This window comes from Halomonas sp. 18071143 (genome assembly GCF_019211725.1).
Taxonomy (GTDB): Bacteria; Pseudomonadota; Gammaproteobacteria; order Pseudomonadales; family Halomonadaceae; genus Vreelandella; species Vreelandella stevensii.
Genome location: NZ_CP078120.1, coordinates 175,029 through 188,981 on the forward strand (window position 1 = coordinate 175,029; position 13,953 = coordinate 188,981).

General features: G+C 56.6%; 16 protein-coding genes. 8 read left to right on the forward strand and 8 right to left on the reverse strand.

The window, feature by feature from the left end; all coding sequences use genetic code 11:
• Window positions 1-16: 16 nt before the first annotated feature.
• From fliL to fliF, 7 genes are all read right to left on the reverse strand, one after another.
• Complete coding sequence (gene fliL, locus KVY02_RS00840) at window positions 17-490, reverse strand: flagellar basal body-associated protein FliL (RefSeq protein WP_081139177.1); 474 nt, start codon at window positions 488-490, stop codon at window positions 17-19.
• A gap of 161 nt (window positions 491-651) precedes the next feature.
• The gene (locus tag KVY02_RS00845; RefSeq protein WP_081139179.1) at window positions 652-1,902 is read right to left on the reverse strand and encodes a flagellar hook-length control protein FliK; all 1,251 of its coding nucleotides are present in this window, start codon (window positions 1,900-1,902) and stop codon (window positions 652-654) included.
• A gap of 18 nt (window positions 1,903-1,920) precedes the next feature.
• Window positions 1,921-2,373, reverse strand: coding sequence for a flagellar export protein FliJ (fliJ, locus tag KVY02_RS00850; RefSeq protein ID WP_016915702.1), 453 nt, complete (start codon window positions 2,371-2,373; stop codon window positions 1,921-1,923).
• Complete coding sequence (fliI, locus tag KVY02_RS00855; RefSeq protein WP_081139180.1) at window positions 2,374-3,762, reverse strand: flagellar protein export ATPase FliI; 1,389 nt, start codon at window positions 3,760-3,762, stop codon at window positions 2,374-2,376.
• A 4-nt stretch (window positions 3,763-3,766) separates the two neighbouring features.
• Window positions 3,767-4,522, reverse strand: coding sequence for a flagellar assembly protein FliH (locus KVY02_RS00860; RefSeq protein WP_081139182.1), 756 nt, complete (start codon window positions 4,520-4,522; stop codon window positions 3,767-3,769).
• Window positions 4,515-5,519: a flagellar motor switch protein FliG gene (gene fliG / locus KVY02_RS00865; protein WP_016915705.1), complete on the reverse strand. Its 1,005-nt coding sequence runs from the start codon at window positions 5,517-5,519 to the stop codon at window positions 4,515-4,517. Before fliG ends, KVY02_RS00860 begins: the two co-directional genes overlap by 8 nt.
• On the reverse strand, window positions 5,512-7,269 hold the full coding sequence (gene fliF / locus KVY02_RS00870; protein WP_081139183.1) for a flagellar basal-body MS-ring/collar protein FliF: 1,758 nt from the start codon (window positions 7,267-7,269) through the stop codon (window positions 5,512-5,514). The genes fliG and fliF overlap by 8 nt, the downstream gene beginning before the upstream one ends.
• A 255-nt stretch (window positions 7,270-7,524) precedes the next feature.
• On the opposite strand from fliF, the gene fliE reads away from it, so the two are divergent.
• Window positions 7,525-7,851: a flagellar hook-basal body complex protein FliE gene (gene fliE, locus KVY02_RS00875; RefSeq protein ID WP_081139185.1), complete on the forward strand. Its 327-nt coding sequence runs from the start codon at window positions 7,525-7,527 to the stop codon at window positions 7,849-7,851.
• Between the two features lie 145 nt (window positions 7,852-7,996).
• On the opposite strand, the gene KVY02_RS00880 is transcribed toward fliE, so the two are convergent.
• Entirely contained in the window at window positions 7,997-8,347 is a 351-nt protein-coding gene (locus KVY02_RS00880) for a flagellar protein FlaG (RefSeq protein WP_016915708.1), read from the reverse strand.
• A gap of 253 nt (window positions 8,348-8,600) precedes the next feature.
• Between KVY02_RS00880 and KVY02_RS00885 the strand changes: the two genes are divergently transcribed.
• The 7 genes from KVY02_RS00885 (at window position 8,601) to flhC (ending at window position 13,776) form a co-directional block, all read left to right on the forward strand.
• The gene (locus KVY02_RS00885) at window positions 8,601-10,292 is read left to right on the forward strand and encodes an HD domain-containing phosphohydrolase (protein ID WP_081139186.1); all 1,692 of its coding nucleotides are present in this window, start codon (window positions 8,601-8,603) and stop codon (window positions 10,290-10,292) included.
• A gap of 174 nt (window positions 10,293-10,466) precedes the next feature.
• Entirely contained in the window at window positions 10,467-10,883 is a 417-nt protein-coding gene (fliS, locus tag KVY02_RS00890; protein WP_081139188.1) for a flagellar export chaperone FliS, read from the forward strand.
• A 6-nt stretch (window positions 10,884-10,889) separates the two neighbouring features.
• A complete protein-coding gene (fliT, locus tag KVY02_RS00895; protein WP_081139190.1) occupies window positions 10,890-11,294 on the forward strand; it encodes a flagellar protein FliT in 405 nt (134 codons plus the stop codon).
• Window positions 11,291-12,538 (forward strand): flagellar hook-length control protein FliK, encoded by a 1,248-nt coding sequence (locus KVY02_RS00900; RefSeq protein WP_081139191.1) that lies wholly within the window; start codon window positions 11,291-11,293, stop codon window positions 12,536-12,538. Before fliT ends, KVY02_RS00900 begins: the two co-directional genes overlap by 4 nt.
• Complete coding sequence (locus tag KVY02_RS00905; RefSeq protein WP_081139193.1) at window positions 12,525-12,815, forward strand: EscU/YscU/HrcU family type III secretion system export apparatus switch protein; 291 nt, start codon at window positions 12,525-12,527, stop codon at window positions 12,813-12,815. The genes KVY02_RS00900 and KVY02_RS00905 overlap by 14 nt, the downstream gene beginning before the upstream one ends.
• 107 nt (window positions 12,816-12,922) lie before the next feature.
• Window positions 12,923-13,255, forward strand: coding sequence for a flagellar transcriptional regulator FlhD (gene flhD, locus KVY02_RS00910; protein ID WP_081139194.1), 333 nt, complete (start codon window positions 12,923-12,925; stop codon window positions 13,253-13,255).
• Complete coding sequence (flhC, locus tag KVY02_RS00915) at window positions 13,252-13,776, forward strand: flagellar transcriptional regulator FlhC (RefSeq protein WP_016915715.1); 525 nt, start codon at window positions 13,252-13,254, stop codon at window positions 13,774-13,776. Before flhD ends, flhC begins: the two co-directional genes overlap by 4 nt.
• The last annotated feature ends 177 nt before the right edge of the window (window positions 13,777-13,953 follow it).

Below are 13,953 nucleotides of genomic sequence, written 5' to 3' on the forward strand. Positions count from 1 at the left end.
GCTCCAGTACCCGGGATTATTGAACGATGAATTCGGTGAACAGCACTTCCCGGAGATCCAGGGGCGGCTGATTCTCAGTCAGGGGAACCGATAAACGACTGATAATGTCCTGAGCCAGCGCTTCCTTACCTTCGGTGGAGGTCAGCTCACTCGCTTGCTTGCCCGACAGGAGAATCAGCAGGCGGCTGCGTACCTGGGGCATGTGCTCTTCAATGATGGCTTTGCTCTGTTCGTTGCCTACGCGTAGTGTAATACCGGTATAGAGCAGGCGTGACCCGAAACGATCATCGGCCAGATTGACAGTAAAAGGTTCGATGCGCGTAAAGACAGGTGGCGTCGGCGCGAGCGTCTGCTGCTGGGTTTCGCCTTCGGCTCCGCCCTGCTGGTCAAGAACGAGATAGATAGCCGCTGCTGCCCCTGCGGTGGAGAGCAATACCAGCATGATCATTACTATAAGCAGTTTTTTAGATCCGCCGCTTGATTCAGCCATTGTGATTCCCATGGTATTCATGCATGACACTCACCAGGCATTATGCCGAACGGGTGTGATCATGAAGAAACGAACAGGCTTATTGGAATAGCCTATCTCTTGGTTTAGCAGGCTGCTACTTTCGACAGCCCATGCTCCCTACTATGTACCTGGCGTTTTTCTCAGGCATATAAATCTACCCGGCCGTCCAGCGTGGTCGTCACCATGCTGTTTGTCTCTACTTCCGCAGCAACGTCCTGTGTGCTAGTCCCATGCTGTGTGCCTGTTTCCGGGTTTTGCTGTGAAAACGCTTGGCCGCTTGCATTTTGTTCACCGACAGAAGCATCAGTCAAAGCGATACCCTGTTCAGCCAGAATTTCTCGCAGTTGTGGTATAGCTTGCTCGAGCACTTGGCGGACCTGTGCGTGGGCCGTCAAAAAGTGAGCCTGGGCGCCATGCTCCGTCATTTTTAAAGAAATGGAGAGTGGGCCGAGTTCAGCAGGGTGAAGATTCATTTTCACCTGCTGTTCACCGCCAAGTTGGGTAATGTGAACCAGTTGCTGCCCAAGCTGTGATGGCCATGAAGGGCTTGAAACGGGCGCGCTTAGGGTAGCCTGGGTCGGTGTAATCGATGATGCTGACACAGAGGGCACTGCATTGTTAGGCGCCATTAGTGAGGGAGCTGCTGGCGCGGAACTCTGGGCGCCCTCTGGCGTTGCCAGACTCTGTATGACATTGGTGGGGGCAGTGTCAAAGGAGCTGCGTGCTAAAGCATTAGCCGTATCGCCTGTCAGGTTGGCATAAACACTTGTCGGCGATAGCAGCGGCTGTTTAGCTTGAGCGTCCAGCGTTTGGTAGATATTTGCAGTGCTATTACTCGCTATAACGAGCTGGCTAGTCACTGGGTTTAGTGATTGCAGCAGGGGTAGAACCTCGTGCTCTTCCAGTGACAGCTGTTCGGCAATCGAGCGAATAGTTGCTTCAACCACTGGAGGAGCGGGTGTCGTAGCAGTCTCCGTTTGATATGAGGTCATCAATGTTAGCCGCTGCGCGATTTCCTGAAGCTCGCCCTGAGAGGGCAGGGGTGCATCTAATGAGACTAACTCGGAGGATGATCGCTCAGCTTCGGACAAGACACTTGATGCAGGGGCGCTGCTGAGATAACCCATGAGCGCCTCGAGAGCCTCTGTATCCAATTGAATGCCCAGTGCATCAAGGGCGCTTGAAAAAGATGCAGAAGGAAGTGCATCTGATGAAGCGGTGAGCTGCGCAGATGGATTCGCTGCGTGAAGTAGGCGATGTTGTCCTTGCGATGCCAGCTGCAGCGTCTGGCGAAATAAACCATTGTTAGGTGAGTCACCTGAGGTTCTGGAAGCACTGCCTGTGGTGCTAGCATGGCCCTGACTCACGGAAAGTAGCATGTCGATATTCATATAAATCCCGGCGCCACGTTACAGCGGCTTATCAGGGCTCTGACGAGCCATACGGTTAGTGACCAACTCATCGTTGGCTTTCTGTTCATGCCTTGCCTGCCGTCGATGCTCTTCCAGCAAGCGTCGTGAGGCCAGTGTATCGTAAGAAGAGAGCCGACGCTGCTCCTGCTGCCAGTTCTGCTGGCTTTGCTGTACGCGTTTCTGTTGCGCTGCCAAGGCTTGACGTGCTCGGCTCAGTGCCGCATCAAGAGACGCCAGAAACTGCTGATAGTTATACATGGTGGCAGGGTCGATACCTTCTCTCATCGCCTGCTGCAGGCGTTCGGCGTACTCCACACGATAACGGCTCAGTGACGCTAGCTGCGCCTCCGTTTGTTGTTCCGTTTGGCGCTCCTGGGCTAGCAACTTTCCCGCTTGGTCCCGCGCATCACGCGCCAGGTCGGTCAGCATGTCGATCTGATGGTTACTCATTTAGCCTCCCACCACCGTGCGTAGCGCCTGGCGAGACTCGGCCAGCGTTGCGCACTCATCAATGTTTTGTTGTAAAAAGCGCTCCAGGCTTGGAAAGCGGTTGACCGCCTCGTCCAGTCTGGGGTCGTGTCCTGGGCTATAGGCGCCCACACTGATCAGGTCTCGGTTGCGTTGATAGCGCGAGAAGATCTGCTTGAAGGTGCGTGCTTCCTGCTGTTGCTCGGGCGTGACGATGGCCGTCATGGCGCGACTGATCGAGGCTTCGATATCGATGGCGGGATAGTGACCCGCCTCTGCCAGGGTGCGCGACAGCACGATATGGCCATCCAGTATGGCGCGGGCAGAATCGGCAATGGGATCCTGCTGGTCGTCGCCTTCCGTCAGTACGGTGTAAAAGGCAGTAATAGAGCCGCCGCCGCGCTCTGCGTTACCGGCGCGCTCTACCAGCCCCGGTAACTTGGCAAATACGGAAGGTGGATACCCCTTGGTGGCAGGAGGCTCACCAATGGCCAGCGCAATCTCGCGTTGGGCCATGGCGTAGCGGGTAAGCGAATCCATGATCAGCAGGACATTGCGCCCTGAGTCGCGAAAGCTCTCCGCAATGCGCGTGGCGTAGGCTGCCCCTTGCAAGCGCTGCAACGGGGAGGTGTCCGCAGGTGCGGCGACCACGACGGCACGCCGACGACCTTCCGGGCCCAGTATGTTGTCAATGAAGTCCTGCACTTCGCGGCCACGCTCGCCAATCAGGCCGACCACGATGACGTCCGCTTCGGTATAGCGTGCCATCATGCCCAGCAGGACGGATTTACCTACGCCGGAACCCGCAAACAGGCCCATCCGCTGCCCTCTACCCACACTCAATAGCGCATTGATGGCACGAATGCCCACATCGATTTGTGCTTCGATGGGCGCTCGAGACAGCGGGTTCAAGGGCCTCGAGCTGAGCGTCGTGCGTGACGCTTCCTCGAGGTTTTCTCGGTCGTCGAGGGGCGTGCCGTTGCCATCGAGTACCCGCCCAAGCAGTTCGTCGCCCATTGGGAAGCGGCGCGCGCTATGCCCGTTGCCATCGACCAGCGGTGTGACACGAGCGCCGGGCATCAAGCCGGAAATCTCTTCGAGCGGCATCAGGAAAAGCTTTTCGCCTGAAAAGCCAACGACTTCCGCTTCGGCAAATTTATCGCTGTCGTTCAAGCGACCATCGGCGCCGGGTAATTCAATGTGGCAGGCGCTCCCTACGGCGACGCGTAACCCGACGACTTCTATGACCATGCCCGTGGCCCTGACGACCCTACCGCTGGTGCGGTAGTGAGGCAGGCGGCTGATGCGCTGAGTGGTGCGCTGAAGGGCTTTGCGCCAGCGGTGCTGATGCGGGCAGGAGAGCGTGTTCATCGTATCAACCTGCGGAAGGAGCGCTATGGCGCTTGCGCAGCTGTGTCTGGACGCTTTGCCAGCGACTTTCAAAGGTTGCGTCCAGCTCCCCTTGAGCGCTGGTGACTCGGCAGCCTCCACGGGAGAGTTGATCATCAGGCTGGAGTACCCACTGGGCAGCCTCTAGCTCACTCCCCAGGTGTTTTTCAACGAGGGTGTGGTCTGTCGGGTTCAGCCAAAGGCGCTGTTTGCCCACCAGAGGCGGCTCAGTGTGTAGAAGCTCACGCACGATCTGCAGGATGTGGTCAGGGTGTTTATCAAGCGCATCACCAGCCAGCTGCTTGCCAGTCGCTAGCGCCAGCTCGGCAAGATCATGGGCGATGGTGTCGTCCAGGCGCTCGAGTGCCTCGGAAAACTGCTTTGCCAAGGATGCCAGTGGCGCTAACGCTTTTTGCAACTGTGCATTGAGCTCCTCGGTCGCTTGTGCACGGCCCTCCTCAAGGCCCTTGGTCAGCCCTTCTTCATGGCCGCGTGACAGGCCGGCCTGGTACCCCTCTTCTTCGGCCGCCTCGCGAATCTGCTCATAAATTCTTTGACGCTCCTGCTCTTCACGGGCGCGTGCTTCTGCAGCGGCTCGTTTAGCCGCTTCGACCTTGCGTTGGTGTGCCGTTGGGCCTTGTCCGCGGTCATTATCCGACGCTTGTGAGGCGAGCAGCTCCTCCATTTGCCAGCGGCGCCACTGGCCGTGGCGGTCGAACTCAGGTGAGTGAGTATTAGACATACTCATCATCTCCACCGGCTAGCACAATTTCGCCTGAGTCGGCCAAGCGCCGCACGATCTGCAAAATGGCTTTTTGCTCGGTTTCCACTTGCGACACCCGGATGGGACCGCGGGCTTCCATGTCTTCGCGTACCAGATCGGCAGCACGCTGCGACATGTTGCGCAGGAACTTGTCCACCAGTGCGTCCTGGGCTCCCTTGAGTGCCACCACCAGTGAGTTGGTCTCCACCTCCTGAAGCACCATCTGAATGGCACGATTGTCCAGGTCGAGCAGGTTTTCGAACAGGAACATTTCGTCGATGATTTTTTGTGCCAGATCTTCGCTGTGGGAGCGCACCGTCTCGATGGCGACTTCTTCCTGGGACGAGTTCATCAGGTTGAGGATCTCGGCAGCCGTTCTCACGCCGCCCATCTTGCTGCGCTTGAGGTTCTGGCCGTCCAGCATGCTGGTGAGCACTTCGGTCAGCTCCTGCAGGGCTGCCGGTTGAACACCGCTAAAGGTGGCAATACGCAGTACGACATCGTTGCGTAGCTTCTCTTCGAACAGTTCGAGAATGTCAGCCGCCTGGTGACGATCCAGATGTACCAGAATGGTCGCGATGATTTGTGGGTGCTCGTCACGAATCAGCTCGGACACCATGGAGGCTTCCATGAGGTTGAGCGCATCGATACCCGAGTTGTTGCCCGTAGATTCGAGAATGTCCTCGATCAGGCTGGTGGCGCGCTCGCTGCCCAATGCCTTGGTCAGGACGGAGCGGATATGCTCGCTGGAGTTGAGGTTCAGCGCGACAAACTCTTCGGTTTCCCGATGGAACGCCTCCAGCACGGCCTTCATATCTTCATGCGACACTTGATGCAGTCGTGCCATCTCGGTGCTGATCTCCTGCACCTCGCCGGCGCTGAGAAACTTGAATACCTCGGCGGCGCTGTCTTCGTCCAGGGCCAGCAATAGAATGGCGCTTTTACGTGCTCCGCTCATCTCCGTGATGCTAGTCATTGGCATTCATCCAGCTGCGGATAATCATGGCCACCATGCGTGGGTCTTCCTGGGCCATTTCGCGCAGATCATTGAGATTGTGTTCATACAGTGATGTCTTGCGTCGACGTTTGGGCTTGTCGCTGTAGGTGTCCCCGTCATTGACATCACCGTCTCTTTCATCAACATCACTGTCATCGTCACTGCCGACACTGGTGTTCAAAATACCACCGGGCGTCGCTGTGGCCACCAAAGGCGGCTGTGTGTAGCGTTTGATCAGCGGGCGAAGAATCAACCAGTAAAGCAGGAAAGCCACCAGCGCCACCAGCAAGTAGCGACCCAAATTGGCTGCCATGGCCAATGTGTCTGGCTGCTGCCACCAGACGGTTTCGGTGCGTGGGTCTTCATCGATAGCAAACGGCGTATTGACAATTTCGACCTGGTCTCCGCGTTGACCAGAGAACCCCATGGCTTGCTGAACCAGGCGCTCCAGCTGTGCCACTTCTTCAGCACTGAGGGCGACTTGCTCGGTCCCCCCCTCTTCATTGGTGACCGTACGGAAATTCACCACCACAGCCGCTGTCAGGCGCTCTATCTGTCCCAGGCGGTGCTGGATGTGCTCGATGCTGCGATCGACCTCGTAATTGACGACATCTTCCTGGCGCAAGTTGCGCAAGGCACCTGGCTCAGTTGTCGTATCCTCTGCATTGTCATCGGGTTGGTTGATAGGGGAGGGGGCAACGCCTGGCGGCGTATTACTCAGCGCGCCGGGAATGCCTGACGCCAGCGGGTCATCTCCATCGTACGACAGGCTTAGCTGGCGGCTACGTACGGCTGACTCGTTGGGGGTCTGGTTGGGGCGATAGCGTTCTGAGGTCTCTTCGCGGCGCGAAAAATCGATTTGTGCAGCGACCTGCGCGCGGACGTTGTCGCGACCTACTATCGGCAGCAGAATGTTTTCGATGCGCTGCTGATAAGAGCGCTCGACTTCCGTAATGTAAGCAAGCTGGGTGCCGTCCAGGTCATTGCCCTGCTGTGAGTTAGCGGTCAGCAGACGCCCATTTTGATCCACAACGGTTACGTTTTCGGTGGAAAGCTCCGGAACACTACTAGAGACCATGTGGACAATGGCGCTGACCTGTCCCTCTCCAAGAACGCGCCCGGGCAGCAGTGTCAAGACGACGGACGCCTTGGCGGGCTCTCGGTCACGTATGAAGACAGATGGCTTGGCCATGGATATGTGAACGCGCACGCGCTCCACGGGGCCCAGAGATTCAATCGAGCGTGCCAGCTCGCCTTCCAGACCGCGTTGAAAATTGACCTGTTCGGCGAACTGACTGATCCCGAAAGCCTGGTTGTCCATCAGTTCCAGCCCAAGGTTGCCGCCTCTGGGAAGCCCTTGCTCGGCAAGCTGGAGTCTTAACGTGTGTACTTGAGCGCTTGGCACCAGTAGGGCCTGACCGCCTTGACCGAACTGGTAAGGCACGCCGCGGCTGTCCAATTCGGCAATGATGCGCCCACCGTCCGCTTCGTTCAGGTTGCTGTAGAGTACACGGTACTCTGGGCTGCTGGCCCACATGAAAAGCGCAGCCACCACCGCGATGGAAGCTGCTGAAGCGATCAAGACAACCACCAGCGGATTGCCTCGCAGTTGCTTCATTGCGCGTTCGAGGGCTGATGGGGATGCGGATTCGCTAGAAGACACCCCGCTTTGCGAAGCGTTTGCTGTCGTACTGTTTGGACGGCCTGCCGTAGCACCGGTTTCGCTCATGCATCCCTCCAGCAGGGTTGGCAAAACGGGTGTAGGCCCAGGCGCATCACTAAAGAAGGCATAGGCTCTTTCCGTCAATCGCGGTGATCCACCAAAAAACAGGGCGGAATTATGATGAACGCCATTATGATGAGGTGTGTCCACCATAAATGAACGAAAAGCCTGGCTTTTCGCGCGCATTTGTTCGTATGAGATGGGCTGTGTCAGTGGTAGGCTCCTGCTAACACATTAAACGTCGCGATATGAGGAGTTGGTATGAGTTCGCCCTCCCTACAGTCTGCCCTTCAGCAAATGCATAGTCTGGCGGCACAGGCTGCCCAGCCCGTTCGTGGTGAGCAGGTCTCGACGGTCGTGGGGCAAGCTGGATTCGGCAGTGAACTACAGGCGTCTATCCAGAGAATCAATCGTTTACAGCAGTCAGCCAATGCCAAGGCGATGGCCTTTCAGGCGGGAGAGCCGAATATTGAGCTCAACGATGTCATGGTGGATATGCAAAAAGCCAGCGTGGCCTTCCAGATGGGTATGCAGGTGCGTAACCGGTTGGTGACTGCTTACCGAGACGTCATGAATATGCAGGTGTAAGGTGACGTACAGAGCGTGATGCTGTGGTGCCGCAACGCTAGAAAGCGCCATCAGTAGGAGCGCTATTTTGTAGTGTTTTTGTCCTGTGGCTATCGTGAGGTTCACTATGTTATGGGGTTGCCAGCGCAAAAGAGCGCTGGCAACGTCATACGTTCAAGGAAATCAGGTTGCCCTGTAGCTCTCCCAGTCGCTCTGCCATCGTAATGACCTCCTCGGCAGGAATTTGGCGAATGACATCGCCGGTTTCGCTGTCGATGACGCGGGTAATGATGCGTGAGGAGTCCTCGCTGATATCGAACTCGAGTCCGCGTGCCCTCATGGCTTCATTGATACGCTGTATCGGTTCCAGGAGTTCTTCCCTTGTCGTGCTCAATGCCAACGACTGATGTTCCTCCTGGGTGGGGGCGGTCAGCTCGGGAGGCGTGCGTATTGGTCGCTCCTGTGAGCCGGGAATACTTGACGTGGCGACCGCTAGGTCGATTGGCAGTGGGCCCATAAACAACGTTCCTCTTTGCTAAGCCATTCAAGGCTGGGTAACGTAAACTTAGAGGTCGATGCAGGTGTTGGATAGCCTCCAACAGAGTTATCGGCGAGATGTTCACAAACTTTATCTTTTTCAGTATAGACAAAAAGAAAAGCCTGATAGGCAGTAATCGGCATGCGGAGCCATTGGGGCTTCTGCTATGCTCGGTTCCCTTATATCAAGGGTGGGTTCACATGACCACCGCGGCTGTGAAAGCGAGGCACGCATGGCAGTCCAGCAAGATGAGTATGAACGTATTTCAAATCCATCCGCCATCAGTTCTCTGCTGAATACCATGATAGAGGGTGGTGGGGTGTCGCTTTGCCTTGATACCCCGGAGGCGCGTCCAGAGCCCATTGTATTAATGGAGCAGCACGAGGGTGAGACGCTGGTAATGGACTTGTCTTCCGTTGACTATTTGCTGTATCGCTTGGAGCAAGGCGAGCGTTTCTTTCTGCGGGGGCAATCTCAAGGCAAGGTGTTGCGTACACCGCTGCTTGCCCTCACCGAAACGCGCCGTTCTGGTGGGCGTTTTTTATGCTGCAGTGAATATCCGGACTCCGTAGATGTGCTTCAGCGGCGTGAGTCATATCGCGCTGAGCTGCGTATGGGCATGGTGGTCTCCGCGACCGTTTATGGCGCAGGCGAAGAAGGAGCGCCAGGCGAGTTGCGAGACCTCTCTCAGGATGGGTGTCAGCTTGAACTGCCGTTGACAGCGAGCGGCGTGCTAGCCGAGTCATCGGAGCCCATGCGTCTGGTGTTGGCATTTCCAGACGGTACTCAGTTCGAAGTGCATGCTATCGCTCGCCATCAAAAAATGGATCCAGAGCGTCACCTGTTACGCGTTGGCTTTCGTTTTGCAGGCTGCACCTCCGAGCAAGAGCGGCAGATCTGGTACTTCGTATGCGAAATCGAGCGGGAGGCTGCTCGCTACAAGAAGGAAGCCCAGGAGGAGCGTCAGCCCTCTCCGCTGTTCGCACAGCCTGGTAAGCGTGTGCCAAACGGTGAGCAGGTGGGGCGGCGTGACATTCGTCGTTACGCGACGCCAATGGCAAGGCGTGTGGTTAAAGTGGCAGCCTATCTGGATGCTCAGTTGCTGATGCTGACACAAGGCCATGATGTTGACTCACGACAGCTATCGCGCAATGCCGACCGTATTCTGCAGCTTCATGAAGAGGATCGCGAGGCGCTGCTGTTCGCGTCGCGCTGCTTGTCCATGGAGCCACTGTTGGTGCGGCATGGTATTGCCGTAGCGGTTCATCTGCTGGATCTGGTGGGCGAAAATGTGCCGCGTGATGTGCGCAAGGCAATCGTTGCCAGTGGTCTGGTGCATGATCTGGGGAAAGCGCTGATACCTCAGGTGGTCTTCAAGGCGCCCAATTTCGAGCCCCGTCATCGCCACATGTTGAGTGAGCATGTGTCGCTGCTAATGGCTCGATTGAAGACTTGCCAGTGGTTATCTGCCACGGTGGCGCAGGCGGTCATTGGTGGCATTAACGAGCGCCTCGATGGTAGTGGCTATCCTGATGGGCTGACCGGGAGCGATATCACTGAGCTGTCTAAAGCGAGTGCCGTGGTGGATGTAGTGGAAGCGATGAGGCGGGATCGGCCGGACCGACCGGCGCGAACTGCCCAGCAGATCTATCGACACCTGTTGAATCATCCTCATCAGTTTGATGTGCGATGGATCAAGCGCTACATCGAGCGCTTCAAAACGTTACCCATTGGCTCGCTCGTGCTGTTTTCCAGCGAACAGCTGGGATGGATTGTTCGCCTGGATGACGCAGGCGCACCTTTTGAAGTGGCGTTGACCCAGCAGGCGGAGCCACCCATGCGTGAAAACTTGCTTGGAAGCGTGCGGGGTGATGTGCGTGAGCGGCTTGGTAAGCCGATGCGAGAAGTTGCTGTCTCTACTTGAGCCCGTACCGCACCTTTGGAAAGTCACCTGTCGTCAATGAAATAGTGTCGGTACTTATTAAAGTCTGCTGACAGGGCGCCGATATGTCAGTTAGCGAGCAATTATGCCAAGTCTCAATTATCCAGCAGCGTATCGCTCTTTGTCGGCTGCTGCTTTTACAAGGAGGGCCCTCTGATGACCTATACTCGCAGCGGTGCAGCCTACGGTCGTGGAGCAGGCGCTTATGCCCGGGTCGGCGTGGAAAGTGGTGTCATGTCGGCGGACCCACACCAGCTGATCGTCATGCTTTTCGATGGCGCACAGGCGGCGATTCGTGCAGCCCGCATTCACATGCAGGCGGGCAACACGGTGGAGAAAGGTAAATCCATCTCCAAGGCGCTGGATATCGTCAATAATGGCCTGGCCGCCGCGCTGGACCAGGAAAAAGGTGGCGAAATTGCTGAGCAATTGGCATCGCTGTATGACTATATTGCCCGTTTGCTGTTAGCTGCGAATCTGCGTAACGATGAAGAGAGCCTAAGTCAGGCGGAGCAGCTGCTCGAGGACATTGCCTCTGCATGGCGTGAAATTGGTCAACGGCAAAGTGCGTGAGGCAATATGACAGCTTCCGAAACGGCTCATGACAACTCCAGGCAAGCGCTCATTGATGCCTATGCAAGGCTGCTGGCGAGTGTGCGCTATATGCATGAGCTTGCAGATAAAGAACAATGGGCAGAGCTGATCGAGCAGCGTAGTAACTACGTCATGCTGGTGGAAAAGTTGCGTGAATTGGACAGCGTGGTTCGGTTGGATGATGACAGCAAGCGGCGCAAAGCGGAGTTGCTTGAGCAGATCCTGGAGCATGATGTAGACATTCGCCGTCGCCTGGTTGCCAGACGAGATGAACTCGGTAAATTAATCAGTGTGACGCAGCGGCAGCGAGATTTGCATCGCGCTTATGCCCCTCAGCAGGGGAACAGTGCTTTCCCTGTGGATGCCGAAAAGGATGAGGGTGTCTCGTGAGCGGCATTACGCCGCTCATCGATACACTGTTACATCAGGTGCTGGGTCGGCAAGCTGAGGCGTCCTCTCAGCGTGCCTTGAATTCGCCGGTTCAACCAGTGTCGCCAGGCGAAGGGCCAAGAGCCTTGCAGGGCGATGCTAGTCTGGATGGACGGCCTTTACCCCCGGTTCTGGGGGATCTGCGGCGCTTGCCGGGGGCTGTGGACGGGCTGCGGCAGCCTCCCGCCGGGGAGCCGACGCAAAACGCAACGCCCAGCTCAACGCAAACGCACTTCAGTCCGGCGGCACGTACGATTGCCGATGTGTTATTGCGCTTTCCTGCGCCTCCTGCCGCCATCAGGCCGACAGCCCCCTTGTTATCACCTCAGGAGTCGCCGTCGACCACGCTGTTGGCGAGTCGTCTGGAAGGTAGTATCCGTGACAGCGGGTTATTTTACGAATCACACCTCAAGCGCTGGTTTCAGGGTGAGATGTCCCTTCAGCAACTGTTGCGTGAGCCACAGATGCAGCCGGGGCCGCGCCCTACGGCTCTGCCCCTGCCAGGTATGGCGCCCTTGGCGACGCAGGGTACGCCCTTGGGTGTACCCTCGTCCCAAGGCAGGCCCTTGGCGATCCTGCCCGAATATCCTCTGGTCCCCCTCAAGGGAACCGCTGCTCTGTTAGACCGGCCGCTGCCTCTCCCCGTCGCTTCTTCTGCCATGGCGGTGCCCTCGACGCCTGCCGTCCCGACCACCCAGCCTGACCCCCTCTTTGTGGTCGAACGCCGAGAAGCAACCAGCGCTCAGCCAGCCACGGTGGTTACGGAGCAGGAAATGGCTTCTCGGAGTGTGAGAGAAGTGGTGCATGACAGCTTGCAGGGAGTGGTGCGTCAACAGCTGGAAATGCTGGTCACCCCGACACTACGTTGGGAGGGTGACGTATGGGCCGGTATCTTCATGGCGCTTGTCGTTAACCTGCCTGGGCGTGACACGCATGATGAAAAGCAGCCCGCCGATGACGCTCCGTCTGAGTGGCGCTCAGAAATACAGCTCGATGTGCCGGAGTTGGGGGTCTTTAGTGTTGCGCTTTGGCTGCATAAACAGGTGCTGAGCATTGATTTGACCGCTGGTAGCCTGGAAACGTATGAGCGGCTCAATAGCGGGCTTGATCGCTTGGAGCAGCGTTTGAAAGCGCTGGATTTTGCCAAAGTGCAGGTCAACGCTCGCTATATTCCACCTGAGGAGCCTTCCGATGTTGCCCGGTGAGCGTCGGCGCCAAGCCGTTGCGCTGGCCTACAAGGAGGGGGAGCAGGCGCCGCGCGTAGTGGCAAAAGGGTACGGTGATTTGGCTGACAGAATCATGGCAGAAGCCCAGCGGCAGGGTATCTACGTCCACGATGCGCCTGAACTCGTTGCCTTGCTGATGCAGTTGGAGTTGGATACTGAGATCCCTGCCAGCCTGTATCAAGTGGTGGCGGAGCTACTGGTGTGGGTGTTCGAATTATCAGACGGCGAGCTGAGTCAGCGTGAAAGGCGCAAGTAGCCAATGCAGTCGTTGTATGCAACCATGATGCGAGGTAAAGAAAAAAGTCATCAATGGCGCCACTATAACGGTCATAACGATGCGCCTGGGTCGTTCGATGGGACACTATGAGTCAAACAAGCTTTCTTGATGAAATACAAGAGATAAACCTCGCTTACCTTCTGCTTGCTCAGCGCCTGTTGAGCGAAGATCGGGAGGCGGCCATGTTTCGTCTCAAAATTGACGGTGAGCTGGCAGATCTGTTGGTCTCACTGAATGCCTGGCAACTCACCAAGCTGGCCCGCAGCAACCAGTTGGTCTGTCGCTTCAGTCATGCCAGCGGCGAGCGGCTGTGTCAGGTTCTGGACAACCCGCGAGATCAGGGGTTGGCAGGATTGCATGCTTCACTGCTATCTGCCTGTGAGCCTTTTTCCTCACTATCGTCAGGAGAGTCGAAGTGAGTCAAAAGAGCCTTGTGGATGAAATGCATCAGGTGCAGCTGGCCATTGAGCTGATCGAGCTGGGTGCTCGTCTACAAGTGCTGGAGACGGAAACGGAGTTGAGTCGTACCCGTTTGATCAAGCTCTATAAGGAAGTGCGCGGCATGTCACCACCTAAAGGCATGTTGCCTTTTTCGGCAGACTGGTTCGTCACTTGGCTGCCGAATGTGCACTCATCACTGTTTTATAATATTTATCTTGGCTTGCTCGAAGGTACGGAGTGTGAACGTATCGACGCTTTCGTCAAAGCGTACCGGTTATATGAAGAGCAGGTATCGCTTGAGGGTGCAGAGTCGGTGTTGGGTCTAACGAGAGCGTGGACGCTGGTGCGTTTTTTCGAAAGCGACCTGCTGCAATTGACCACTTGCACTCGTTGTGAGGGCCGCTTCGTGGCACATGCCCATAGTCCCGTTCATGACTACGTGTGTGGTATTTGCCAGCCCCCCTCGCGGGCCGGCAAAACACGCAAATCAGGGCGTTGAACGTATAAAATTGTCACACCTCTGGCGGCCGTGAACAAAAGCAATAAACTGCGTTTTAACGCATAGATAGCGGTAAAAGTCGTTGATACTTTCTCATTAAACCGTGCTGTCACCTGAGTATGATAGACCTAAGCTGCATTTTAGATAGGGCTGCCGACATCTTTTGGTTGGGTGTCG

Excerpts from the sequence above, each read along its gene's own strand:
- KVY02_RS00880 (WP_016915708.1), bottom strand. The coding sequence starts at position 8,347 with ATGGGCCCACTGCCAATCGACCTAGCGGTCGCCACGTCAAGTATTCCC.
- fliE (WP_081139185.1), top strand. The coding sequence starts at position 7,525 with ATGAGTTCGCCCTCCCTACAGTCTGCCCTTCAGCAAATGCATAGTCTG.
- KVY02_RS00845 (WP_081139179.1), bottom strand. The coding sequence starts at position 1,902 with ATGAATATCGACATGCTACTTTCCGTGAGTCAGGGCCATGCTAGCACC.
- KVY02_RS00885 (WP_081139186.1), top strand. The coding sequence starts at position 8,601 with ATGGCAGTCCAGCAAGATGAGTATGAACGTATTTCAAATCCATCCGCC.
- KVY02_RS00860 (WP_081139182.1), bottom strand. The coding sequence starts at position 4,522 with ATGTCTAATACTCACTCACCTGAGTTCGACCGCCACGGCCAGTGGCGC.
- fliT (WP_081139190.1), top strand. The coding sequence starts at position 10,890 with ATGACAGCTTCCGAAACGGCTCATGACAACTCCAGGCAAGCGCTCATT.
- fliG (WP_016915705.1), bottom strand. The coding sequence starts at position 5,519 with ATGACTAGCATCACGGAGATGAGCGGAGCACGTAAAAGCGCCATTCTA.
- KVY02_RS00905 (WP_081139193.1), top strand. The coding sequence starts at position 12,525 with ATGTTGCCCGGTGAGCGTCGGCGCCAAGCCGTTGCGCTGGCCTACAAG.
- fliI (WP_081139180.1), bottom strand. The coding sequence starts at position 3,762 with ATGAACACGCTCTCCTGCCCGCATCAGCACCGCTGGCGCAAAGCCCTT.
- fliJ (WP_016915702.1), bottom strand. The coding sequence starts at position 2,373 with ATGAGTAACCATCAGATCGACATGCTGACCGACCTGGCGCGTGATGCG.
- fliF (WP_081139183.1), bottom strand. The coding sequence starts at position 7,269 with ATGAGCGAAACCGGTGCTACGGCAGGCCGTCCAAACAGTACGACAGCA.
- fliS (WP_081139188.1), top strand. The coding sequence starts at position 10,467 with ATGACCTATACTCGCAGCGGTGCAGCCTACGGTCGTGGAGCAGGCGCT.
- fliL (WP_081139177.1), bottom strand. The coding sequence starts at position 490 with ATGGCTGAATCAAGCGGCGGATCTAAAAAACTGCTTATAGTAATGATC.
- flhD (WP_081139194.1), top strand. The coding sequence starts at position 12,923 with ATGAGTCAAACAAGCTTTCTTGATGAAATACAAGAGATAAACCTCGCT.